The organism is Bacillus sp. FSL K6-2971 (genome assembly GCF_038006405.1).
Classification (GTDB): Bacteria; Bacillota; Bacilli; order Bacillales; family Bacillaceae; genus Bacillus; species Bacillus pumilus.
Genome location: NZ_JBBOVD010000001.1, coordinates 193,023 through 213,620, shown reverse-complemented (window position 1 = coordinate 213,620; position 20,598 = coordinate 193,023). Strand labels below are relative to the sequence as shown.

The 20,598-nt window shown below is 40.8% G+C and carries 29 protein-coding genes; all 29 read right to left on the bottom strand.

Annotated features, from left to right (window positions below):
* Position 1 precedes the first annotated feature (1 nt).
* Positions 2–931: a phage major capsid protein gene (locus MHI33_RS01270; RefSeq protein WP_340908459.1), complete on the bottom strand. Its 930-nt coding sequence runs from the start codon at positions 929–931 to the stop codon at positions 2–4.
* A 23-nt stretch (positions 932–954) separates the two neighbouring features.
* A complete protein-coding gene (locus tag MHI33_RS01265) occupies positions 955–2,115 on the bottom strand; it encodes an XkdF-like putative serine protease domain-containing protein (protein WP_340908458.1) in 1,161 nt (386 codons plus the stop codon).
* 1 nt (position 2,116) lies between these two features.
* Complete coding sequence (locus tag MHI33_RS01260) at positions 2,117–3,034, bottom strand: phage minor head protein (protein ID WP_340908456.1); 918 nt, start codon at positions 3,032–3,034, stop codon at positions 2,117–2,119.
* The gene (locus tag MHI33_RS01255; protein ID WP_340908454.1) at positions 3,031–4,551 is read right to left on the bottom strand and encodes a phage portal protein; all 1,521 of its coding nucleotides are present in this window, start codon (positions 4,549–4,551) and stop codon (positions 3,031–3,033) included. The genes MHI33_RS01260 and MHI33_RS01255 overlap by 4 nt, the downstream gene beginning before the upstream one ends.
* Complete coding sequence (locus tag MHI33_RS01250; protein WP_340913752.1) at positions 4,551–5,846, bottom strand: PBSX family phage terminase large subunit; 1,296 nt, start codon at positions 5,844–5,846, stop codon at positions 4,551–4,553. Before MHI33_RS01250 ends, MHI33_RS01255 begins: the two co-directional genes overlap by 1 nt.
* A gap of 8 nt (positions 5,847–5,854) precedes the next feature.
* Positions 5,855–6,739 (bottom strand): phage terminase small subunit, encoded by an 885-nt coding sequence (gene terS / locus MHI33_RS01245; protein WP_340908452.1) that lies wholly within the window; start codon positions 6,737–6,739, stop codon positions 5,855–5,857.
* Positions 6,740–6,785: 46 nt separating this feature from the next.
* Positions 6,786–7,034 carry a hypothetical protein gene (locus MHI33_RS01240; protein ID WP_065098997.1) on the bottom strand — a complete coding sequence of 83 codons (249 nt, stop codon included), beginning with the start codon at positions 7,032–7,034 and terminating at the stop codon, positions 6,786–6,788.
* Positions 7,035–7,173: 139 nt separating this feature from the next.
* Positions 7,174–8,451: a site-specific DNA-methyltransferase gene (locus MHI33_RS01235; protein WP_340908449.1), complete on the bottom strand. Its 1,278-nt coding sequence runs from the start codon at positions 8,449–8,451 to the stop codon at positions 7,174–7,176.
* A gap of 54 nt (positions 8,452–8,505) precedes the next feature.
* A complete protein-coding gene (locus MHI33_RS01230; protein WP_262089543.1) occupies positions 8,506–8,850 on the bottom strand; it encodes a structural protein in 345 nt (114 codons plus the stop codon).
* Between the two features lie 137 nt (positions 8,851–8,987).
* A complete protein-coding gene (locus tag MHI33_RS01225) occupies positions 8,988–9,263 on the bottom strand; it encodes a spore coat protein (protein WP_340913750.1) in 276 nt (91 codons plus the stop codon).
* Positions 9,264–9,386: 123 nt separating this feature from the next.
* Positions 9,387–9,566 carry a hypothetical protein gene (locus MHI33_RS01220; protein ID WP_340908447.1) on the bottom strand — a complete coding sequence of 60 codons (180 nt, stop codon included), beginning with the start codon at positions 9,564–9,566 and terminating at the stop codon, positions 9,387–9,389.
* A gap of 551 nt (positions 9,567–10,117) precedes the next feature.
* On the bottom strand, positions 10,118–10,549 hold the full coding sequence (locus MHI33_RS01215; RefSeq protein WP_340908446.1) for a YrhA family protein: 432 nt from the start codon (positions 10,547–10,549) through the stop codon (positions 10,118–10,120).
* Positions 10,550–10,559: 10 nt separating this feature from the next.
* Positions 10,560–12,206, bottom strand: coding sequence for a T7SS effector LXG polymorphic toxin (locus MHI33_RS01210; RefSeq protein WP_445661767.1), 1,647 nt, complete (start codon positions 12,204–12,206; stop codon positions 10,560–10,562).
* Positions 12,207–12,336: 130 nt separating this feature from the next.
* Complete coding sequence (locus MHI33_RS01205; protein ID WP_340908444.1) at positions 12,337–12,720, bottom strand: ArpU family phage packaging/lysis transcriptional regulator; 384 nt, start codon at positions 12,718–12,720, stop codon at positions 12,337–12,339.
* A gap of 75 nt (positions 12,721–12,795) precedes the next feature.
* Entirely contained in the window at positions 12,796–13,158 is a 363-nt protein-coding gene (locus MHI33_RS01200; RefSeq protein ID WP_319610212.1) for a hypothetical protein, read from the bottom strand.
* Between the two features lie 26 nt (positions 13,159–13,184).
* Complete coding sequence (locus tag MHI33_RS01195) at positions 13,185–13,517, bottom strand: YopX family protein (protein ID WP_340908440.1); 333 nt, start codon at positions 13,515–13,517, stop codon at positions 13,185–13,187.
* 19 nt (positions 13,518–13,536) lie between these two features.
* On the bottom strand, positions 13,537–14,238 hold the full coding sequence (locus tag MHI33_RS01190; protein ID WP_340908438.1) for a Rha family transcriptional regulator: 702 nt from the start codon (positions 14,236–14,238) through the stop codon (positions 13,537–13,539).
* Between the two features lie 121 nt (positions 14,239–14,359).
* Positions 14,360–14,572 (bottom strand): hypothetical protein, encoded by a 213-nt coding sequence (locus MHI33_RS01185; protein ID WP_268507013.1) that lies wholly within the window; start codon positions 14,570–14,572, stop codon positions 14,360–14,362.
* A gap of 15 nt (positions 14,573–14,587) precedes the next feature.
* Entirely contained in the window at positions 14,588–14,791 is a 204-nt protein-coding gene (locus tag MHI33_RS01180) for a DUF6877 family protein (RefSeq protein ID WP_340908431.1), read from the bottom strand.
* Positions 14,792–14,999: 208 nt separating this feature from the next.
* Positions 15,000–15,224 carry a hypothetical protein gene (locus MHI33_RS01175; RefSeq protein ID WP_340908429.1) on the bottom strand — a complete coding sequence of 75 codons (225 nt, stop codon included), beginning with the start codon at positions 15,222–15,224 and terminating at the stop codon, positions 15,000–15,002.
* Positions 15,225–15,256: 32 nt separating this feature from the next.
* Positions 15,257–15,463, bottom strand: coding sequence for an XtrA/YqaO family protein (locus tag MHI33_RS01170; protein WP_099681638.1), 207 nt, complete (start codon positions 15,461–15,463; stop codon positions 15,257–15,259).
* A gap of 73 nt (positions 15,464–15,536) precedes the next feature.
* Positions 15,537–15,818, bottom strand: coding sequence for a hypothetical protein (locus tag MHI33_RS01165; protein ID WP_319610217.1), 282 nt, complete (start codon positions 15,816–15,818; stop codon positions 15,537–15,539).
* Positions 15,819–16,105: 287 nt separating this feature from the next.
* Positions 16,106–16,813: a hypothetical protein gene (locus MHI33_RS01160; RefSeq protein WP_340908423.1), complete on the bottom strand. Its 708-nt coding sequence runs from the start codon at positions 16,811–16,813 to the stop codon at positions 16,106–16,108.
* Positions 16,801–17,250, bottom strand: a complete 450-nt coding sequence (locus MHI33_RS01155; RefSeq protein WP_144500299.1) for a RusA family crossover junction endodeoxyribonuclease — start codon at positions 17,248–17,250, stop codon at positions 16,801–16,803. The genes MHI33_RS01160 and MHI33_RS01155 overlap by 13 nt, the downstream gene beginning before the upstream one ends.
* Positions 17,247–17,840 carry a hypothetical protein gene (locus MHI33_RS01150; protein ID WP_340908416.1) on the bottom strand — a complete coding sequence of 198 codons (594 nt, stop codon included), beginning with the start codon at positions 17,838–17,840 and terminating at the stop codon, positions 17,247–17,249. The genes MHI33_RS01155 and MHI33_RS01150 overlap by 4 nt, the downstream gene beginning before the upstream one ends.
* Positions 17,837–18,040: a hypothetical protein gene (locus MHI33_RS01145; RefSeq protein ID WP_340908414.1), complete on the bottom strand. Its 204-nt coding sequence runs from the start codon at positions 18,038–18,040 to the stop codon at positions 17,837–17,839. The genes MHI33_RS01150 and MHI33_RS01145 overlap by 4 nt, the downstream gene beginning before the upstream one ends.
* Positions 18,041–18,054: 14 nt before the next feature.
* On the bottom strand, positions 18,055–19,347 hold the full coding sequence (dnaB, locus tag MHI33_RS01140) for a replicative DNA helicase (RefSeq protein ID WP_340908412.1): 1,293 nt from the start codon (positions 19,345–19,347) through the stop codon (positions 18,055–18,057).
* Complete coding sequence (locus MHI33_RS01135) at positions 19,319–19,606, bottom strand: replicative helicase loader/inhibitor (protein WP_268453807.1); 288 nt, start codon at positions 19,604–19,606, stop codon at positions 19,319–19,321. Before MHI33_RS01135 ends, dnaB begins: the two co-directional genes overlap by 29 nt.
* The gene (locus MHI33_RS01130; RefSeq protein WP_277687312.1) at positions 19,603–20,457 is read right to left on the bottom strand and encodes a hypothetical protein; all 855 of its coding nucleotides are present in this window, start codon (positions 20,455–20,457) and stop codon (positions 19,603–19,605) included. Before MHI33_RS01130 ends, MHI33_RS01135 begins: the two co-directional genes overlap by 4 nt.
* Between the last annotated feature and the right edge of the window lie 141 nt (positions 20,458–20,598).

Genomic DNA, 20,598 nt, shown 5'->3' with positions numbered 1-20,598 from the left:
ATCACTCCTTGACCTTGATAATCTTAGCAACAGCATCCTCTTCCTCAAATTTGCTGTCGAGCTTCGCAGTCAACACAATGATGAATTTACGTCTACGGATATCCTTATCAACTTCAATGCGGATGTTACGAGAGAAGCCAAGAATAATGTTTTTCGGATGAGTCAATAAGATGTCTGAAACATCTGTGCCGTCCTCTCCAATTCCATATGGCTGCATGTTTGCAATACCTTTGACCGGCACACCGAATGCAGAAGAAAGTCCACCTTGTACAGCTGCATCTCCTAGATTCGTTTGACGATCCGCTACTTTGTCTTTCCACTCCACTTCTTGGCCCGGAGACGTATAGAAACGGAATTCTTGCGGAATACGCAAATATTTAGATGGAACAGCTTTGTATCCTTGTTTGAATACTTGGCGTGTAAGTGGTTCACCCGCAACATCTACAATATGAGATTCCGCTTGTTTACGAATACCATCAAGTTGCGCTAGATATGCATCATTAGATTTCGTATCACCATTCAAAATCAATTCTTCAATATCGACCGCTGCTCGTTCCGCAAGCATTTGCATGATAGTGTTTTGTAAATTGTCACCCTCAATGTTGTTCTCCAACGTATCATATGTGATATTTACTTCAGCGATGACTTCTTTTGCATTAAGCTCCACAGTGCTTGTTGTTGGCGCAGTCTTTTGCTCATTAGTTAAACCTACACCTTCTTGACCAGGACGAAGAATCCGCTGACCAAAACCGATTTTTTCGATTTTTTGTGCATCACTATCCATTGGAATAACACGTGCATCTTGTAGCAGTGTTGGTGCATTTTGCACCATACGAATAAATGTGCTAGATTGGGTCGGATTCATGAGACCGCCTGTCTTTAAAGTACCCAGCGTCACTTCCGCTTTGTTAATTACCTCTTGATTTCTCACTCTAGTTCCTCCTTTTTCTCGGCTTAAAGCAAGCCGCCCCATACCGTTTCAGATTTTTGTAAGTCTTGTTGTTGTGCATCCTCTACACCATTACCTTGTGGACGTGCCTTTTCCAGTGCTTCGACTCTTTCAACAACTGGAGCCATTGCCTTTTCTACAGCTGCGGCCATTTCTTTTGCGACCTCTTCATCAATTTGTTTTTCTTGCGGATCAGGTTGCTGCTCGCCTTCTCCTTTTTCAAGGTCTTCAAGGCGTTTTACAACTGGTGCAATTGTTTCATCTAGCATCTTTTGCAGATCTTCTTTGTTCACTTCTTCTTCCTCCTTCTCTTCCGCTTGACTTAATAAGCTGTCTATAGCGGCTCTTGCATTTTTCAATTCAGTTAAGTTAGCAGCTGAAAACTTTCGGCCAGCTTTTGCTACTTCTTTAGGTGGGTCAGTTTGGATCCCCGCCAAGTCATCAGTAAGCAAAATCTCTTCTGTGATTTCCACAAAATCTTGCAGTGCTGCCCTCACCTTTTCAGGATCAGTCTCCAAGTCCCCATCGTCGTAAGAACCCCATTTATACAAAACGGAATTCAGCGCCTCTTGTGCCGCCCAAAACTCACGACGCATGCGGCCTTTGTCGTATCGGTTCTTTACTTCTCCTTTAAGAAAGAAGTTTTTGAGCAAAGAAAAAAGCCCCCTCTCATCAGAAGCTGGCTTGTGATCCTCTTGTTTTCCTATATCCGCTGTTCCGGCCATTGAATATCCGGTGATCTCGCCCTTTTGAATCTGTTCCCAAATTTCATCGGAAGCCTTCGTCACAAGAACCCACGATCCTTTTTGAATCAGTTCATCGCCCATTTCAAAGTCAGAAGGAGCGATATAAGATTCGACGACTTCCCCAACACCGCCTTGGAAGTCGTGCTGCTTGTCGATCTCACGTGCATCCTTCAGGAACCCATGAGCGGCTTTTTCGATCTCTTCTGGTGTCATGTAATCCCCATGTGCATCAGCAACGTGTGGTTCATATACAATACCGTACACAAGACGCTGCACATCATCAGCTTTCGCAATGACCTTTATCTCTTTTTGAAAGTCTGGCTGCTTTTCTGATTTCATAAAAAAGAACTGCTTTTGATTAGCAGCCTTGTCTACATATGAAACGTGTGTGATTTTTGCGTTAATCAATTCGCGTGGCAATTCATTCACCTCCTTTCAAAACTGCTTCTCTAATTTCTTCTTTTTCCTCTGCTGACAATCCTAAAATAGCAGGATCAACCACAGGGCCCACAGCACAATGGCAGTTTACCCGCTCTTTTGGAGTTAGATTTGTATCTCTCGGAAACATACACCGCTCTCCGCTGCCTGGTATCTCAAATTCTTCATCCAAAGGAATGATCGTGCCGTCCAGCTGCACATGACTTTCTCTCGACTGATTCTTTTTCCCTCCGCTATGCTTCCATCGTTTTCCCGTCACAGCTGGAGATTGTACATATGATTCATGTTGAGCAACAGAAGAAGCGGTCAACACTTCAGTTACAGCTGTCACACGTGCGCGCTTCCGGCTGAATTCGGGAAGGTCTTTCAGCTCCAATTCAATCTCTTGGATAGAGCGTCCTTCTTTTATTCCCTCTTTCAACGTTTGTTCAATTGCCTCATGAGTATTCAGCTTCATCAGCTGCGCCAACTCCTGCGACCAGGATTCAATCCACTGTTCAGTTTTCTCAGAAAGCACCTTGAATGGAATATCTGCATCGATGGAATACATGATCTTCTCAGCCAGCTGCGTGACAGTCAAAGTCAAGAATATGGCCGTTTCTTTTCCGAACAGCTCCGCAAATTCATCTGAAGTGAATAAATCATTATTAAAGAACGCTAGAATTGATTCTAACGTCTCCGAATCATCCTTGGATACAAAACCATTCAGTGCATTCAAAAACGTCCTACGTTGCAATCTAAGAAGTTTTGCGGTGGTTTTCTCATACTCTTCCACCAAAGAGGGAACGTCCTTCAGTTCAGGGAAATCTGCTACAGCTGCTTCCAGTTCCTTGACATCATCCTCTTCCGCTTTTTGAACAAAGGTATTGATGTTTTTTATCAGCTGATCAATCTTGCTCATTTGCGGATCTCCTCTAGTTCATCCCTAAGGTCTTTGAGGATCGATACCAATTCATTCTGAGAACCTGCTGACTTCTGAAAAACCGTATCAAGCAAGCTAGTTGATGCCTTTGGCTTCGCCTCAATTGGTCGGTGATACTCTTCCTCTGGCCATTCCTCTAACGTTTTTCCTAGAATACGTCCCGCCAAATCTCGTAAATCGTTTGGCGATACTGCCCCAGCCTGAATAAACGGTGTAAGAACCTTTGCAATTTCGAGCGGATCACGAAAGTCAGGACCATTTAATATAAGGCGCACATACCAGAGATCGAGATCAGGAAGAAAGAGTGTATTGAGCTTGCCAGTGATGATCATTCGCTCTGGCTGAAATACCTGCTCTTCAGTTGTCTTTCGAGCAGTGTCAGCTGTCGCCTTGTTATAATCCTGTGACTCGCCTGTGTAGATCGGCGGCAAACGGAATGAGGAACGTATCTTGTTTCTCGTCTTCTCATCATATTCAAGGAACAGCGCATCCTCCTGGAGAATCTCGGCCAGTGATTTTATATCAACCTTTACATTAGCCGGCTCTTCATCGTTAGATATCTCATCCTTTTTAGGAATCCCTTCCACTTCGAGTAACAGGAATTTATGTGCATTGTCTGATCCCTCAATGCCGTTCATGTATTCCTGCAGCTGCTCATATGAAGATTCAGAAAGCATTCCATTCTCTACAGTAATTGCAGCTGGCACATGACGACCTTGTTTAAAGTACAGATAGTTCAGCTCTTCAGCTTTGCGGGCTCCATACATATTGACGATGTTACCAATCCAGCGAGGAACACCATATGTACCGCTTCCTATCTTGAAGTGAATGACTTCGCTTGCTACAAGATTAGAAGGAGTTTCTTCACTGTATTCTCCCGTAGCAGCGTTCAATGTTCTTGGATCGCCGTACTCCTTGAAGAATACTTTTTTAGTGTTGACCTGCTGCACATACTTTCTGAATCTCTTCATTCTTTTGAGAGATTTGACTTGACCATGATCGGTATATTTAAAGTCGATCTCGACAGGATCACCTATCTTACATATTCGCATGTGTTGAGCATCTAAATATTCAATCCCTGCTGGTTGCCCTGTGCCATTACGTAAAACTTCAAGAAAGCCATTCCCTGTCCGCTCCCGATCCTCTATCACATAACCTAGAACCACTTCGGCTGACTCGTCATAGTTCATATATCTGGCGAACTCTTCAAGTTGGGTCCACTCTTTCTCAGCTGCCTTTTTCTTTCCCTCTGGTGCATTCTCAGCGTTAAAGTCGAAAGTATATTCAAGTCCCAAGCCGAATCCTAGAATATTCGTTTTATACGCATCGATGCATTGCTGAAGAATGGTAGAATACTCGGCCATTTGTTTGAGCTCTTTGATATTGTATGGCGGCTCGATCACATCATCAGCCTCGTAATTAAATCCATCCTCATAAATCTGCTTAGTGGTTTCAGACACATTGGCCTTCATCACTGTTGCTCTGACTGTTTTCATCAGCGTGACCTCCTTTCTCTATTTGGGCGTGTCCGCTCTTTTGGTTTCTCTTTCAGATCGGTGACCTCATAATCATCTAACGCATACCAGATAGCCGAAAAAGTATGAGGGTCAATCTTAAACTCGTCTTCTATGATGTTACCGTTCTTGTCTGTCTTGTACGTGAGCGGCTGAAGCTCATAGATCGTGTTTTTGCACGAGTCGGAACAAATGATTTTCTTAAATCGCTTGATCTTCTTGGTGTACTGCAAGCGTGACCCTTGGAACTTATGAGCGGGCACCATGTTGTATCCCATCTTGCGGAAATATGCGATTGTCTTTTGTTCATTGTCGGCCTTTATGAGCTCTTTTGTTTCAATGAACTCTTTCAAGTCCTCAACCGTGACATCATCAGTTTTGCCGCGATCGTAATACTCCCAATAGATATATAGATACTTCTTCTCGTGATCTACAGCCAACCTTACAACAGCGTTATATGAATCAACGAAACCAAAGTCCATTCCCGCTCTAAGCAAAGGGCGATTAATATTTGAGATGGCCAGCATCACATCTTCATGCGGCTGCACCTCGAATTGTGGCAGCACACGAATTCCGTTTACGCCAAAATGGCCTTTTCGAGCTATGCGATAAAGGTCGGGATCATATTCTTTTAATTCGTCCAGCTGCTTGATGTAACTGACCGGAAGGAACAAGTTGTCTTCAGCTGTAGAATGATGATAGTACATATCTTTGATAGCAATCGTTCGCTCTTTGTATAACCTTTCATCATCCAGGACAAAGCGGTTGTTCTGATCATCCTTAAAGAAGTGACGGTATGTCCAGTTATCCTGGCCGACAGGGTTCGTCGATAGGATCATGTGCAGCTGTAACGTTGGATGACGCAAACGACCAAGCAGCTCCTTAAATCCCTCGTACTTAACCTCAGAACATTCCTCAATCCATATGATTGAGATGTTGTTGATCGACTTTAACTTGGCTGGCTTGTCCAGACCTTTGAATATGATCCGGCTGCCGTTATGGAATTTCAGCATGAGCGGTGATGTCCGGCACTGAATGACATGATCGAGTCCAAGATCATTCACGATCTCTTCAAACAGCGAAAAGGTTGAATCCCTGTGTGTGTCATAGACTTCACGAATCACAAGGGCTGTCCTCTTTTCATCCAGTAACTTTAAGATGAGTTTCAACGCAATGTGATAGCTTTTAGATGATCCATAACCACCCACCAAGAACTGAAACTTCTGATCCCAGTCAAAAAGAAAGTCCTCAAAGTGTGGATTGACCTCTTTTTCCATCAGTTGCATCAGCCATCACCTTTTTTCTTTGCTCTCTTAATCGTTATCTGTACAGAGTCATCGACAGGTCGAGCGGTGATTCGCTCCAGTTCTGCCTCTCTCGTTCGGTTTGCAAGATCAAGACCACGCAGCCTCAATTCATGCTCTGACATAGTTTTCATTATGTCGTGTTTCTGCCTAATGGCTTTAAGACGCTTGTCTGTTACTCGCGTCAATGCTTCCTCTATTTCAAGGATGCGGTCAATCACAGGTAATTGAGTTTCTTCCACCTCAGTGACTACAAGACGTTCATTGATAATTGGAACGTATTTAACAACACCATTCTCGCTTGTCGAAGGTGCGACATCTTTTGTTTTTCTAAGTTGCTGAAGAACACGTCGCTGATTATCGGTTAAACCATTTTCATACTTCATGATCCGATGCATCATGCGCCGCTCTCGAATACTAAGCTCACGTATGGTCAATTCAATTTGATAGAGCGGATCGGTCTCAATCTGTTCAAAGAGCTCCTTTTCTGTGTCGTCCATATAATCGAACATGATAGATTCATATTCACCTGTTCGCACAGAATTTCTGTTTCCTTTTGGAGCACCACCAGTATTCCCTTTAGCATTTTGGTTACCAGGTGGAGCTTTACCGCCTTTATTCCCTTTGGCATTTTTACTGCCTTTTGGAGCTCCAGGACGTTTAGTAACGTTACCATTGGTTTTCTCTTTCGGTTTAGTAACGTTACCATTCAATTTCTCATCCCAAGAGTCTTGGTTCTTCCATTTGCGGATAAGCGATTGTGAACACTCTAATTCTTCAGCAATGTCTTTCAGCAAACGGGTTCCGTTGCTTTCTTTCCACAATTGGAATGCCTGGTCTCTTTTGGGATTTCGCGGTCTAGCCATTACATATCACCCACCTCCGAGCTGTTGAATTAAGTTTGAGTTGTTTTCAAATTTCATCATTTTTCAGCAGGTACATTTCTAATTCAATGAGCTTCTTCAAGTCTTCCACAGTAGTCAACTTTATGTTTCCTGCTTTGAAATCTCTCACCCATTGAGCAATAGCCGCCTGCGTGATCTTTCTTAAATTTGCAGTGGCTTTCTCTATGTCTTCAGCTTGTTCAGCCTGTAGTAAAAGTAGCATCTCTTCTCTTTCTTCATCATAACGAGAACGGATGTTCTTATTTTCTCTTGCCATACTCCCTGTCCTCCATTACAATATGGTTTGAGAGCGTGATATTTTCGCACAAACGCGGCCGCGTCTTGATCACGCTCTTAGGCAGGGAGGTTCTTTCTGTCTTTGAAGGGAGGGTGTTGTCAGCACCCTCTTTTTTATTTTATAAAGAAGATATCAACTCAGGTTCAATTCCCGTAAATTCAGTGAATCTCTTTTTAATTACATCGCAAAAATAAGGATCAAGCTCTAAAAGAAGGGCCTCTCTATCCGTTTGTTCACATGTCATCAGAGTTGATCCGCTACCTCCGAAGAAATCTACCACTCGATCACCTTTTTTACTGCTGTTACTTAATGGGATATTAATAAGATCAAGCGGCTTCTGAGTAGGATGTACATATTTTGTAACATCACCACGTGAAACTTCCCATATTGTTGCTGGTTCTCCTTCTTCAGTGGTATCAGCTCTCCACACAGTGACTTGCTTTCTATCACCATACCAATTAGGTGCACACCCTTTCTTGAAAGCGTAAAACACAGGTTCATGCATATAGCGATATTGCGACCATCCGAATGTAGGTGAATTTTTCACCCAGATACACTGCGATCTTATATCAATACCAGCATTACGCATCTCATTTTCAAAAGCACGTTGATATGAAGCAGCATGAAAAACATAGATAGCTGCCTTTTCATTCATGATCCTTGAATAATTCAGGAAAACTTCTCTTAAAAACAAATCAAACTGATCATCATCCATAGAATCGTTTAAAATCGATGCATGGCCATCATCATTTAACTTTTTGCTATCACTTTTAACCGCTACATTGTAAGGTGGATCAGTTATGACTAGATCTGCTTTATGGCCAGACATCAATCGGTCAACATCCTCTATCTTTGTTGCGTCTCCACACACTAGGGTATGCCGGCCAAGCCGCCATACATCCCCATACTTTGTTTCTGGTTCTTTTATATTGTCTAGTGCCTCTTGCACATTAAAATTATCTTCCTCAACAATCACGATTTCATTTTCAATAGAAACACTGTCTAATAGGTCTTCATATTCTTCTTCAGTAAATCCAACAGTTTCTAGATCAAGATTGTTATCCTTTAGTTCTGTTAGAATTTTTTCAAGTTTGTTTTCATCCCAATGGCCGCTGATTTTGTTTAATGCTACGTTTAGGGCCTTTTCATCCTGGTCATTTAAAGAAACCACTGATACCAGAATTTCACTTGGATTGTCCTCCATCAATACTTTGAAACGTTGATGTCCCCCTACGAGATGACCTGTCCGTTCATTCCAGATGAGCGGATCAACGTATCCAAACTTGTCTATGGATTGTTTTAGTGAATCGTACTCGGGATCTCCTGGCTGCAGATCGATGCGGGGATTATATGGTGCAGGGTTAATTCTATGTACGGGGATTGTTTTGATATTCATGATGTTTCCTCCTATTAAAACAAAAGATGCCGCCCAGGAGGCGGCATCAGCTGCTTACTTGATGTAAAACTCGTTTGTGTAGAACGTACCAACAGTTTCAACATGATTACCATGTTTGTCGTGGCGTTCTACGTCCACTCTGAATCGATAAGTACCTTTCTTGTTACCTAGTGATTCCTTAATATCGAATTCATCGTACTGTTTCTCTGCTGGGTTCAGCGGGTTAGGTGAATTCGTTTTGATCGTAACCCATTTCCCTGCAACTTTTCGTTGAGGAATAAGGTTTGGTCCACAAATGTAATCATTGTGATTCTGAACCGCAACAACCACAACCTTGTCCTTTCCTAAAATGTGATTCGCTTTTTTTGGATTCGCAGATACACCAAATTTTGATGCCATGCTTATCAGCTCCCTTTTTATATTTTCGCGCTCCTATCCCTCACCAAAGCACTTGCAGCCATACACCCCAAAAAGATGACTATTCCCATAAAAAAAACGCCCCAGAGGGACGCTCAATATCAAAGTAAGGTTAAATGTTATCTATTCACACGACGACAACAAGGATTTTTCAAGTCACTTCCACAATCGTACTCTTCAACACAGCACTCATTCTCATACGATTCTGTCACTGGATAAAAATTCTCAATTTTTTTGATGTGTTTATTCACATTTGTAATATGAGTTGGATGAATTCGTCTGATTGTATTCTCACTAGTTGTTTTTTTGACGATATTACGTGTTGGTGAAACAATTGTTTCGTCCTTACAATTACAATTCTTTCTCCTACGAGAACCAAAGAAAAAATCGTCCATTCTGTTGCGGCTCATATCAACACCCTTTCAACAGTTTTGACTTTCATCACAGCATATGAAAAAATAGTCAGATTGTCCTCCACAAGTATCATTAAAAATGGAAAAATCCACTTATTAACCATGTTATTTTCTTCGGACCCGGCCGCCTTGTCGTTGATACGTTTCGCGTCTCGTTCCCATGATTTCTTCCCAATCTCGCGTTGTTATCGGATCAGCATTGCTCTTCTTCTTTCTATTAGAACCAGGAGCAATGCTTTTAAATTGCTTTAATGTCTCTTTAGAAACAGAAACCCTGATCTCCATTTCACTCTCTCCTTGCCGAATAAGCACCACCTTACGCTATTCGCTTAAATAGATTTTTGAATGATGACTACACTCCGAGAGGATGCCAAGTACAGTCAATCATCAAGTAAAATGAAAAACTGTCCTCGATACGGCTGCCGCAGACTAGCTGCTATCCAGGCTCAGAATGTCCCTCTCGTATGGCCACATTCCTCAACACCTTTGTTCCGTATCCAGATACGCCATTGATAAGGGAAAGACGCGTCTCCCAATAAAAAAAGCGGACACCAATCAAGGCACTTAAAGTGCTCAATGATCAGCGTCCGCAGGTTCTTCCTTCTGGACAAAATATTCACGTTCGTTTTGCTTGTCTCTATCATACGATGATCCGCTTAAGAAAAAAGGTCCCCTTTTTATCCCCCTTTTTGTCGGTTTTTTATCGGCTTTTTCTCGGCAAGGAGTCCAATAAACACAAAAAACCTTGATAGGCATAAAGCCAATCAAGGTTTTTTTATGAACACTGTTTTTCTAACGTAAATGTATTTCCTTCAGATACTATCTACAAATGTCCTTTACAGCACACTTTTTATTGCTTCATTGATCATATCTTCAAAGCTTTTATATTCTTCCATAATATCCCCACTAGGCTTATCTAGTTCAAGGAACACACAATTATCTATATCAAAGCAGTACCAAGAAATGCTTGAATCTCCAAAGAACAGGTAATCACTATTCCACTCATTATCTCGCCAAATTTCATTTGCTCCTATAAAACCATTATTCTCATCATCAGATTGCGCATTATATATAACTAATCCATTAAATTCTAAACCATTTGCTATTTTCAACAACTTTTCATATTCACTTATCCATATATTTTCTCGTATATTTTTTGAAACCCACTCTTTTATTAACTGAATATTTTTATCACCCGCAGGTGACATAATGGATTTCCCATCTTGATTTTTAATCTTTTCAATTTCTTCTAGTAATTCTAAAACCATAATTACACCTCTATCCTTTAGTCGTTGGATATATAGACCCTTCTGGTATTGGCCATTTAATATTTATTGATTCACCTACATTCAAACCTTTAGTTAATTCTTTTTGAGAATTAGTAAGAACTTTGTGATATGGATCATTTTTGATTAGTATTAAATTTTTAAAATCATTCGTCCCTCCATCATCTAATGGTAGCTTATGATGAACCTGATATCCATCTGGTACTAACCCTTTTTTTAGATTTTTAATATCCATTTCAGTTAAACCTGAATTTATGAGTGGCTTAATTTTTTTCTCATCGCTTACTAAATCTTGCAAGAAATTTTTTCTAACTGAATTATTAAATTTATTTCTCAATTGTTTGAAATCTTCTCGTTCACGCTTAGTATAGATTACTTCTGTTTCAAAAATGTCTTTTAATAGAACTTCTTTCCCTTTCAATTTACCAACATGTTCAGTTTTTTTAATAGTACCTATCTTCCCATCGAACCCTTTCGCCCCAAACGGTAAAAGCATTGCAAGCGCAGCATTCATACTCGCCTCTTGTTGTTCTTTCGAGATCTTATTCCCAAACATATCTCGCCCCGTAATCGCTTCGCTGAATCCGTTTGTGGCGGTGAGGCCATATAAACCTTTTTGAGATGTTTTTAAAGCGTCAAAAGATTTTTGTGACGTCTTGTAGATGTCGATCGCTCTTACTGCGGCTGACGTTGTTTGAGTCGTTTTATAGACGGCCTTTCCGCCTTTGAAAATGCGTCCTGCCCAACCGACAATAGGGATGTAGCCGGCTGCTGCCATGCCACCTGCAGCGACTCGTTGGCCTGCGGTGAGTTCCTCGCCTGTTATTGGATCAATGCCTGTTGCGGCTCTTTTTGCATCATTCACACCTATTAACTCATTTACAATGTTCCCTCCATAATCGAGGGCTTTTTCATACCAAGGACGGTTGGCGAGTGCTTCTTGTTCCTTTGCAATCTCGCGGGCTTCTTCTTGTTCTTTTTTGATTTTAAGGTATTCTGCAGTTTGCTTCTCAATATCGCTTTTTGCCTTGTAGATTTCACTATCTTGAAATGCTTTTTTGTCAAAATTCATAGGTGAAATGGATTTCCCGTCATTCGTGGCATTCATCATTTCTGCATACAATGCCATTGTAGCCTTCTCCTCAGTCTCTGACAAAGAATATTCATCTTTTAAATTTTGATCAAGCTCGCTTAGATCTTTGACCGTCTTTTTTCGTTCATCTTCCGCATCTTCGATCTTTTCATCAAAGGTTTTACTATCAAATACCTCTAGAGAAATGAGGTCATCAATATCTTCAAAAATAGTTTTGAGCGCATTTTTTTGATCCTTCACAATGCTTTTGGCATTTTTGATGCCCATATGTACTGCATTGTCTAAAAAGTGTTCTTCTACAAAGGTGTCACCGCCAAAGCTCGTATCATCCAGTGTACCGGATACACCTTCATGAAAGGCTGCTTGCTTATCAATGAAACTGATAAACATGTCCACATTTCCTGCTAGCTCTTTATAGAAACTTTTAATGTTGTCGGCACCTTTTCCGGTGAAATCATCACCAAGGTTTGCCACGCCTTGTAGAGCCTTTTTTAAATCAACCATTTGTTCGCGGAGTTCCCGATAGTGTTTTGCCCTTGCGTCCATTGCACTTGTAAGTGCTTTTGCATCAAGTATCTTCCCCAGAAGAAGTCACTCCCTCCTATTCATTGACAAGGTCAATCTTACCAACACAAAACTTGTCATTAAATAGGAATAAAGATACAAAAAACAGCACTCATATGATTCCGAGTGCTGTTGAAAAATTAAACGTCGCTTGCTTCTTCAATTTGTAATACCGGTCTTTCTTCAGACCCAGTTCTTCACACACCTCCAAATCCTTAACCACACGTGATGTCAGGTATTTCATACGGATGATGTCTTGCTCAATTTCATCTAGGCTGTTTTCTAGCGCTCTTTCTATCTGCCGGACCTTCAGTTCATTTAAAACTTCCTGGTTCCTAAGAGAAGGAAAAAGACCTGTTGCGCCGTTTGCTTCTTGTTCCTTTTTGTTTTCTTCCTTAACCTTCAGGGCCCTGTAGACCTTAAGCTCCTTGATCAGAGCATTTCTAACTTGCTTCTCATCGATCGCTGGCAGTAAGGTTAATTGTTCAGCTCCCATTTCCTCAACCTCCTATAAACAATGAAAGACATAGACCAGGGCAATTTTGCACCGATCTATGTCGTATGATTTTATTCAGTTATTCGCAACCTGCATTGAAGAAGGATACATCGCTTCTTCAACCTTTTTTAAGATCCCTTTTTCGATTTTCGTTAGCTTATGACCAAGCATTTCTGTATGGAGAATGTTGTCCTTGATGGCTGCTAGTTCTGATCTATCAAGCATAAGTTCTTCAATTAAAATCCACTCACCCATTTTTATAAATGCAACAATACAGTCAGCTTGATAAACATGTGATTCTACATCAATGTTATTTGTAATATCATACAAGTCTGTGTTTTCCCTTTTTGATGCAGTAAAGATCATATCAAGTAAACTTTCATTTCCTTCTTTGATTATTTTCTTTGATAATTTAAAACGAAACTGTTCTTTAAGCATTCTACTCCCCCTTATTATTGCGCGATCTACAATAGATCAGGATTTTGATAGATGTTTCCGATGACCTCAAAAGTCTTTCCACAAAACAGATAATCACGAAGTGGATGAGTTCGTAGGTCTCCTAAGTAACCAATTACGCAAAAACATCCTTCATCAAAGACAACTTGTGCTGAGTTCTTTTGGTCATCAACTATAATATCCCCCTCATAAATCTCAACGCCGTTATTATCCTTTAATCCGGTGTACTGCATATAATCACCATGTTTATCAGCGAAAATTTCATTGACATCACCATCAAATGTTGGTGCCATCATCCCAATTCGAATTCCATACCAACCTCTAAACTTGATTTCTCTCATTCTGTCTCCTCCTAAGCCGCTAGGCTGTTTTGATTCCGTTAAAGATAGGTCTCCATCCCTCAATAAAGCTCATAGCCTCTTCAAAATCTTTTTGGAGGATGTTTGGATAAGCATTCACCCTGTAAGCGTCTTTTAAATTCTTCCATAACGCCGAGTAGAGTCTTCTCGTATTTTCATAGATTGATTTATCGACCATATCCTCGTTCCATAGCTTATGCACTCGTTTGTTAACAGCATTTTTCATGGCTTGTTGTTGTGAATAATCCAAGGTTATTTTTTTATCAAGATCATCACGAAGTTGCTTTATATCTTCTTTCATTCCGTCAACATCCTCGTTCAATTGAATGGTTAATTTCATGCTTGCAAGCAGGCTTTCTTTATCACTCATAGCTTTTGGTCGTTCCTGTGACTGGATGTATTCTTTTATTCGCTTAAACTCTTGAATGAATCTAATTTTTGTTTGAACAGCTTCTTTCGTGTTGTAGCTGAATACGATCAATGTAAATGCTTCCTCGGTTAGGTCGTATTTCGGGTATTGTTTGCCTCGCACTTCATGAGTTGACGGCTCAAAATTGAGCTGTGAGAATTCTTCGCCTGCATATTCCATTTGAAATTTGATGTCTCTCAAGACATTTTTATGCTCTTTTCCAAACATTTCAGCGATCGTCACGCTGTCCGTTACCACTTCATTTTCTTTTACGAATACTAATTGTTTTTCCATTCGTATGTCCTCCTTGTCATTTCTAGTGTTGTGTTTCATTGCATCAAACCAACGATCACGATGATCGCAATGATAGCCATCAGAGTGAAGATGACAGGACCGTTTGACTCATGCTTCTCCATTAGTAATCCCCCTGCAAATCTTGTATATCACCTTGATAAAACGTGTTTTGCTTAATGACTTCAAAAATAATTGGCCGTTCTCCTAATTGAGTACAAGATCCATACATTTCAATTAATGCGTTTCGCATTTCGTCCTCACTAGGATAGTGATCCCATCCTCCCAAAAGTCTTATGCCTTGTACGTTTAAATAAAAAATGCTTCTCAGTTTCACAATGATCTTCCTTTCTTATTTCAATTTTGCTTGCGCCTGTTCATTAAATCGGCGCAGCAGCTCATCTTTAATTGTTTCAGCTTTTTTTCTTTGTCCTTTGATGTAATGGCTATTGATGCGATCACCAGACAGCACCGCATCCCCAATACGCCGTTTGATGTCATCGAGAGCCATCCAAAGCCCTTCATATGACATGTTTTCAGATGGTTTAAATTCCATATGTTCCTCCCTCAGAAAAGTGTCAGCTGTTCCTGGTGTTGTTCTTTTTGCTTTATTAAAAAATGCCTGGCTTCAAACGCTCCATAGTATGAGCCAGAGCGATTAAACTTTGATACATAATAATGAGCGGCACCGAGAGGAAAGAGAAAGTATTCTACGCCCTTTTCTAACGGTGTAAACTCATCAGTAAGACATATTCCCTTCAAGGTCATGCAACGCTTTCCCATGGCAATTGTTCGACCCTTTTCATGCTTCCAGCACAGCCGACTTTACCAAGATTCCGACGTGCTGCTTGATAGGTAGGATACGTGTCATGCTCGCTCCATTTCCCATCTGTAAGCAGCTCAGAGCGCCAATAGGCAACATACCCGCTCGCAGTATTGAAGATACAAAATTCAGCGTATGGTGATTTTGAATACCAGATTTCTTTCACTTTGAATGCCTCCCTGCAGGAGGAAGCTCCTGCTATAGATTTATTTTGTGTGAACTGCTGTAGTTCAAGTTTGTGAATTGGCCGTCACGTGTAGTGATTTCCGTTTTACCGTAAATAGGTGCTTCAGCTAAAAATGCTTCGTTAGAATGGCCGTCTAGGATAATGACTTTAACTTCCCCTTTTTCAAAAAGCTGATCAATTGAGATGTTAGAGTCTATATGTTTGTAAGGATTATTCATGCGCACAAGGCCTCCCATGTTATAATGAATTGTCGAGATTCATTAGAGCCGGAGCCTTGTGCTTTGGTTCTTTTTATTTGCCCTGGAGAGCTTGCAAATCACGCACACACATTCTAAATAGGTGTTCGTCATTTAAGTCTAAGGACAAGTCAATCAGAGCCTTCAAATCATCTTCAGTGATCGTTACATCTAGATTTTTAGCCCAATGTTTAGGAACGGCTGTAGACTTTCCTTTAAGCGGCTTCACTAAAATATTTCTGTCAGTGACTTTAAGTACGTAACCAGATATATGAAACATTCTGCGTGCAACTTCACCCAAAGCTTCCACCCAATCGCCTTCTACTATCTGTTTCATTTCTTGAAGCTCCTTCCGCATTTAGTGCAAATTGGACCATTAAAAACCCGCGTGCTAAATTCCAGCCAATAACCACGCTGCACCGAAACTATGTTTCTACATTTGAAGCAAAAAAAGTGTTTATGATTGAAGAGAAACTTGATTTTATCAATCATTCGACAATCCTCCATCCTTTCCTGATCCGACTGTGCAGTTCATATTTTTTAAGTGGTTCATAGAGGTGGACGCGCTGTCCATCCTCTTCGCGATAAAGCAAGAACCACCGTTTTGAGCGTTTGCGTGCCATCTTAGGCTGCCCCGTCTTCCTCATCTTTTTGATCATCTTTAGGAAGATCATATTCATCTGGAGCGCTATCATCTGAACCCTTTTCGTCTTCAGCTACTTCTTCAGCATTTTCCTTTTGCACTTTTTGCAACGGATCAGCTTCGTTGGCTTGATCCTCTTTCCAATCCCACCATTTTTCAGCAAGCGGAGCCACTGCTGCTCGGTAGTCATTGATCAGATCAACGACGGCGCCGGATGACATCTCAAGCTCTGTGGCCAACTTACTGTAAGATTCTCCTTCAATGCGTCGTTTCACGATATCTGCCATATTCTCAGGGAAACCTTCCTGTTCTGGAGCCATACCTTCAATGATGAATTGATCCACCACTTCACGCTTAATCTCCATCGACTTTTCTTCAATTTTTGGTTTTTCTTCTGGTAAACCTAGTTCAGCTTCGAGCTGTTCTGACTCAGGTTTTGCTATATGGACCACACCGCTCTGATCTACTTCATAATTTACAATTGGTCGTTCGGTGTTTGCGTTAATCTGCACGTTATACCGGACAATATCGCTCTCAATTTCAACTCGGACATCGTTGTCGATCATTTCAGCTAGATTTTGAATGCTGTTTCCTAGCTCCTTGGTCGAAATTTCAAGAACCAATTCGGTGACACCTTTAGGCTTGTGATTCACTTTTTTAACGAAACCATCAAAATTTACAAAAGACATATTTGTTCCTCCTCGTGGGTTGGTGTAAGAGTAGATACTTCGACTTCAATTCTTGGTGTGCTGCTGTAAAACTTACTTACATGTAGATCGACTATCTGGCTATCATCCTGCCAAATGACTTTATTCAGGCCATCTTTTATCCCTTTGATGTAGTTATCAACATCCGGCTTCTTAGCTGGTCTCAGCTCGCCTCTTTCAGCTTCTGCGGCCTTTTTCTTGCTGAAACTCTTTAGTAATGATTTGTAAACTTTAACCCTCAATTCCAGAGGACCTGTAAGGAGTTGTTCGGGACGATGATCACTAGCAGCCAGCTTGACATAAGACTTAAAGTCTCTTGATTTTTTCGGATCATACAGCCTCGTCATGCCATTTACAGTCGTAGCCCGAGGTCTTCCCTGTGCAACCGGCTCTGCGTAAATGGTGAATGCTATTTTCATAGTTTTTCAGCTCCTTGAACATAACGACTTTTCGCATGGTACAAGTACCCTTCCTCATCTTCGTGATCCCAGCCATTTACGAGATCAGCTGGCATGATTTTCACCTTTGTTTCACAGCTATTACATGCGGTGAATTTAAAGCCCTTAAAAACCTGTTTATCCTGTTTCAATCCACACTCAGGACATTGAAATTTAGTCTTACATTTCACGCGATCTCCAATGCTAGCACTTAAAGTTCGTTCATTATTCAAAAGATCAGTTGATTTCGGTCTCACTCTTTTTGGTTCTGCTATTTTTGAAGGATCTGGAGTAGCTTTCTTTTCATCGTTTGACTTAGACATAGATTGATATTGATGAAATGGCTTGCTGTGATTGGTCGCTTTGTCAGTATGAGTTGGTTCTATCGCTCTGTTAACTGGTGATGGGGCAACTGCTGAAGCCCTTTGTCTTCCGTTTGGATTTAAAGAACCTCTATGCAAGTACATGTCTAGTTTAGTGATCAACTGACAGAATTCTTCAGCGGTGTAATTATCCGCTTCAAAGTTCACTTCTTTACCATTTGAAAAGTCTTGGATTTGTAATTTAATCATTTCGCTTCCTCCTCAATCTTCATTCTGGCGTTGAAAGTCTCAATATCTTTTCCTTGTTCAAATTTGGCTGTAATGACTAGCATTTCGAGTTCATAGAGAGTTTTATCTGCGAGACTTGCAATCTCATTCGCTTTATATCCAATGCGCTTCAGTTCATTGAGTAGGAACTGCCGACGATATTCGCTTTTACTATTTGTCATATTTATTCCTCATTTCACATTGCGGCTTCCATTTGCCGCGATAGATTTATAAACTTCCCGTACTCTTTCACGAATGCTGCGTTTATGGTTCCTGTTGATCCATTCCGTTGTTTTGCAAAAATGATTTCAACAATGTTTTTAGCTTCACTCTGTTTGTTGTAGTAATCATCCCGATAAAGAAAGGTCACAATATCAGCATCTTGCTCAATGCTCCCTGAATCTCGCAAATCAGACATCATTGGTCGTTTATCATTTCGCGCTTCTACACCGCGTGAAAGCTGTGATAACAAGATGATCGGAACGTTGAAACTTCTAGCCATATTTTTAAGTTCTCTCGTGATATCACCAACCTCATGATTTTTGCTCTCAGCTTTACCAATCGGCGTGATAAGTTGAAGATAATCAATGATGACTAAATGATCTTGATCAGGATGATCTTTCTTGGTTTTTCTTATCCTGGAACGGATGTCAGCTAATGTTTGGGTAGGCTGATCATGAATATAAATATCTAACTTTTCATATTCGCCCATCGCACTATGGGCACGATCATAATCATCCTCACTAAAGAACCTCTTTGGATTTCTCCACTTTGTCCCTTCAATACTCCCTATACTGCTTAACATTCGGTGTGTTAATTGTGTATCAGACATTTCTAGCGAAAATACGTCCGTTACTCCGCCATTTACCGCGTTATTATAACCAAGGTTAAGAGCGAACGCTGTTTTACCCATCGATGGACGAGCAGCCACAATAATCAAATCACTCTTCTGCCAACCGCCTGTCATGGCATTCAGATCCGCAAGACCCGTGTTGACTCCTGTCAGATCACCATGATCTTCTTCCATGCTCATAAATATTTCTGTTAGAACATCCATTTTCGTGCGAGTCTCTTTTACACCAACCTCTTGAGCTTCAATGGTTTTTTGATAAAGCTCAGTGATGCCCTCATCAGTAGGGGAACTGGCAAATGCTAAAGCTGCACTTTGCACATCTCTCAGTCTAAAAGCCTCGTAAATTAATGTTTCATAGGTTTCAAATGAATGAGTAGATGGAACAGCACTTGCTAGGTTAGTTAAGTATTCAAATCCACCAACGGCATTTAACGTGTCCCCCATAGATGCAGCGATATTGGCCATTTCAACAGGCTTACCTAGCTTGTCCACTTCCCTCATCGCTTCAAAAATTTGCTTGTGACGCTTTTCAGCAAAATGTTTAGGCTCTAAGGCTGTTTCCTTGATTAGATCGCCTTCAAGGATGATACAGCCGAGCAAAAACTGTTCAGCCTCTACGTTTCGCAAATTTTGCATTCTTTTCCCACTCTTTCTGCTTCTCTAGAAACTCGTTTTTCTCTTGTTGATGTACTTGTATCTCCGCAATAGCAGGAGGGAAACGTTTTTCAGCAATATGCTGATTGATCTTTTTTAAAACAGGTTCATATGGTAGTGCCGTTAAATGCTCTAACCAAAGCTTGATTCTTTCTTTTCCAATCTCATCTGTAGATAGTTCAAATCTCGGATACGCAGCTGCTATTCTGGTTAAGATGATCATCGCTTGTTCTTCAGTCATGCTAATCCTCCTCCAAATTTAATGCCTTTTTCTTTGGCATAAGCCTCTAATGCTGATAAGTTGTCTTGTTGTTTCTTAGGTTTAAATTCAGATACGTTGCTAGGTTGATTGTTTTTGGCATGCCATCGATCAAGAATGCCCTTTTCCAGATATGAAAACGATTTGATGCCATCCGCTCTATGTCTTGGTCGGTATTGATCGAATATCTCGTCGATCCACACCAATATGTCTTCAAGGGGTATGTGCTCCTGAATGATCCTCTCAATGGCCTGTGCATCATTAGGAGTGATCATCAATCCTCCACCTCTTCGTGATAGATACTTGTCTTCGATTTGTTGGAAAGGAGAATCATTTCCTACTGGCGATCTCTCTTCTTCCTCTTCTTTAAATTCTTTAATTCTTAAATTCTTAAATTCTTGTTTTGGTTCTGCAATCGTTCCGCAATCGTTCTGCAATCGTTCCGTTGAAGGTTCATTAGCCGTTCTGTAATTAGAATTGTTTTGACCGTCTAAGCCTTGGTATGACTCGTATTTCACTATGGTGAATAGTGTTCCAATATCCGTTTCGCAAACGGTGACCATACCGTTCTCAACAAGTTTCTTTATGGAACGTAAAATTGTACTTTTAGATACTTTTTTTAGGGCTCTTCGTTCCTTGTAACAAAGGTCCTCACACAACTTAGAATAGGAGCGGATATACTGACCCTTCTTCAATTCAATGCCGTTAATTTTGATCCCGTCTTGATGGCTTGCTTTCAATAACAACAATGTAAAAAGCCTAAAAGTAGTAACATCATTCCAGATTTCATGATCAAATATCTTGCGATGTAGTTTTATCCATCCAGTAGACAAACAAATTCCTCCTTCCCAACTACTTGCGTTTGAGCCTACAAATAGCGTATTTGCCTTCAATTTTTATCACTTCGAGATGCGGTTCATACTTGGCCATGTACGTGCTTATATACATAGCCAATACCTTTTTCCGCATCTGTG

Bases quoted from the DNA above. Each gene is read 5' to 3' on its own strand.
- MHI33_RS01210 (WP_445661767.1), bottom strand. From the start codon at position 12,206: ATGGACGCAAGGGCAAAACACTATCGGGAACTCCGCGAACAAATGGTT.
- MHI33_RS01220 (WP_340908447.1), bottom strand. From the start codon at position 9,566: ATGGAGATCAGGGTTTCTGTTTCTAAAGAGACATTAAAGCAATTTAAA.
- MHI33_RS01255 (WP_340908454.1), bottom strand. From the start codon at position 4,551: ATGAAAACAGTCAGAGCAACAGTGATGAAGGCCAATGTGTCTGAAACC.
- MHI33_RS01150 (WP_340908416.1), bottom strand. From the start codon at position 17,840: ATGATTAAATTACAAATCCAAGACTTTTCAAATGGTAAAGAAGTGAAC.
- MHI33_RS01190 (WP_340908438.1), bottom strand. From the start codon at position 14,238: ATGGAAAAACAATTAGTATTCGTAAAAGAAAATGAAGTGGTAACGGAC.
- MHI33_RS01180 (WP_340908431.1), bottom strand. From the start codon at position 14,791: ATGGAATTTAAACCATCTGAAAACATGTCATATGAAGGGCTTTGGATG.
- MHI33_RS01240 (WP_065098997.1), bottom strand. From the start codon at position 7,034: ATGGCAAGAGAAAATAAGAACATCCGTTCTCGTTATGATGAAGAAAGA.
- MHI33_RS01165 (WP_319610217.1), bottom strand. From the start codon at position 15,818: ATGAAACAGATAGTAGAAGGCGATTGGGTGGAAGCTTTGGGTGAAGTT.
- MHI33_RS01230 (WP_262089543.1), bottom strand. From the start codon at position 8,850: ATGGCATCAAAATTTGGTGTATCTGCGAATCCAAAAAAAGCGAATCAC.
- MHI33_RS01205 (WP_340908444.1), bottom strand. From the start codon at position 12,720: ATGGGAGCTGAACAATTAACCTTACTGCCAGCGATCGATGAGAAGCAA.
- MHI33_RS01250 (WP_340913752.1), bottom strand. From the start codon at position 5,846: ATGGAAAAAGAGGTCAATCCACACTTTGAGGACTTTCTTTTTGACTGG.
- MHI33_RS01155 (WP_144500299.1), bottom strand. From the start codon at position 17,250: ATGAAAATAGCATTCACCATTTACGCAGAGCCGGTTGCACAGGGAAGA.
- terS (WP_340908452.1), bottom strand. From the start codon at position 6,739: ATGGCTAGACCGCGAAATCCCAAAAGAGACCAGGCATTCCAATTGTGG.
- MHI33_RS01170 (WP_099681638.1), bottom strand. From the start codon at position 15,463: ATGAATAATCCTTACAAACATATAGACTCTAACATCTCAATTGATCAG.
- MHI33_RS01135 (WP_268453807.1), bottom strand. From the start codon at position 19,606: ATGACTGAAGAACAAGCGATGATCATCTTAACCAGAATAGCAGCTGCG.
- MHI33_RS01145 (WP_340908414.1), bottom strand. From the start codon at position 18,040: ATGACAAATAGTAAAAGCGAATATCGTCGGCAGTTCCTACTCAATGAA.
- MHI33_RS01260 (WP_340908456.1), bottom strand. From the start codon at position 3,034: ATGAGCAAGATTGATCAGCTGATAAAAAACATCAATACCTTTGTTCAA.
- dnaB (WP_340908412.1), bottom strand. From the start codon at position 19,347: ATGCAAAATTTGCGAAACGTAGAGGCTGAACAGTTTTTGCTCGGCTGT.
- MHI33_RS01235 (WP_340908449.1), bottom strand. From the start codon at position 8,451: ATGAATATCAAAACAATCCCCGTACATAGAATTAACCCTGCACCATAT.
- MHI33_RS01225 (WP_340913750.1), bottom strand. From the start codon at position 9,263: ATGGACGATTTTTTCTTTGGTTCTCGTAGGAGAAAGAATTGTAATTGT.
- MHI33_RS01160 (WP_340908423.1), bottom strand. From the start codon at position 16,813: ATGTCTTTTGTAAATTTTGATGGTTTCGTTAAAAAAGTGAATCACAAG.
- MHI33_RS01195 (WP_340908440.1), bottom strand. From the start codon at position 13,517: ATGAGAGAAATCAAGTTTAGAGGTTGGTATGGAATTCGAATTGGGATG.
- MHI33_RS01200 (WP_319610212.1), bottom strand. From the start codon at position 13,158: ATGCTTAAAGAACAGTTTCGTTTTAAATTATCAAAGAAAATAATCAAA.
- MHI33_RS01215 (WP_340908446.1), bottom strand. From the start codon at position 10,549: ATGGTTTTAGAATTACTAGAAGAAATTGAAAAGATTAAAAATCAAGAT.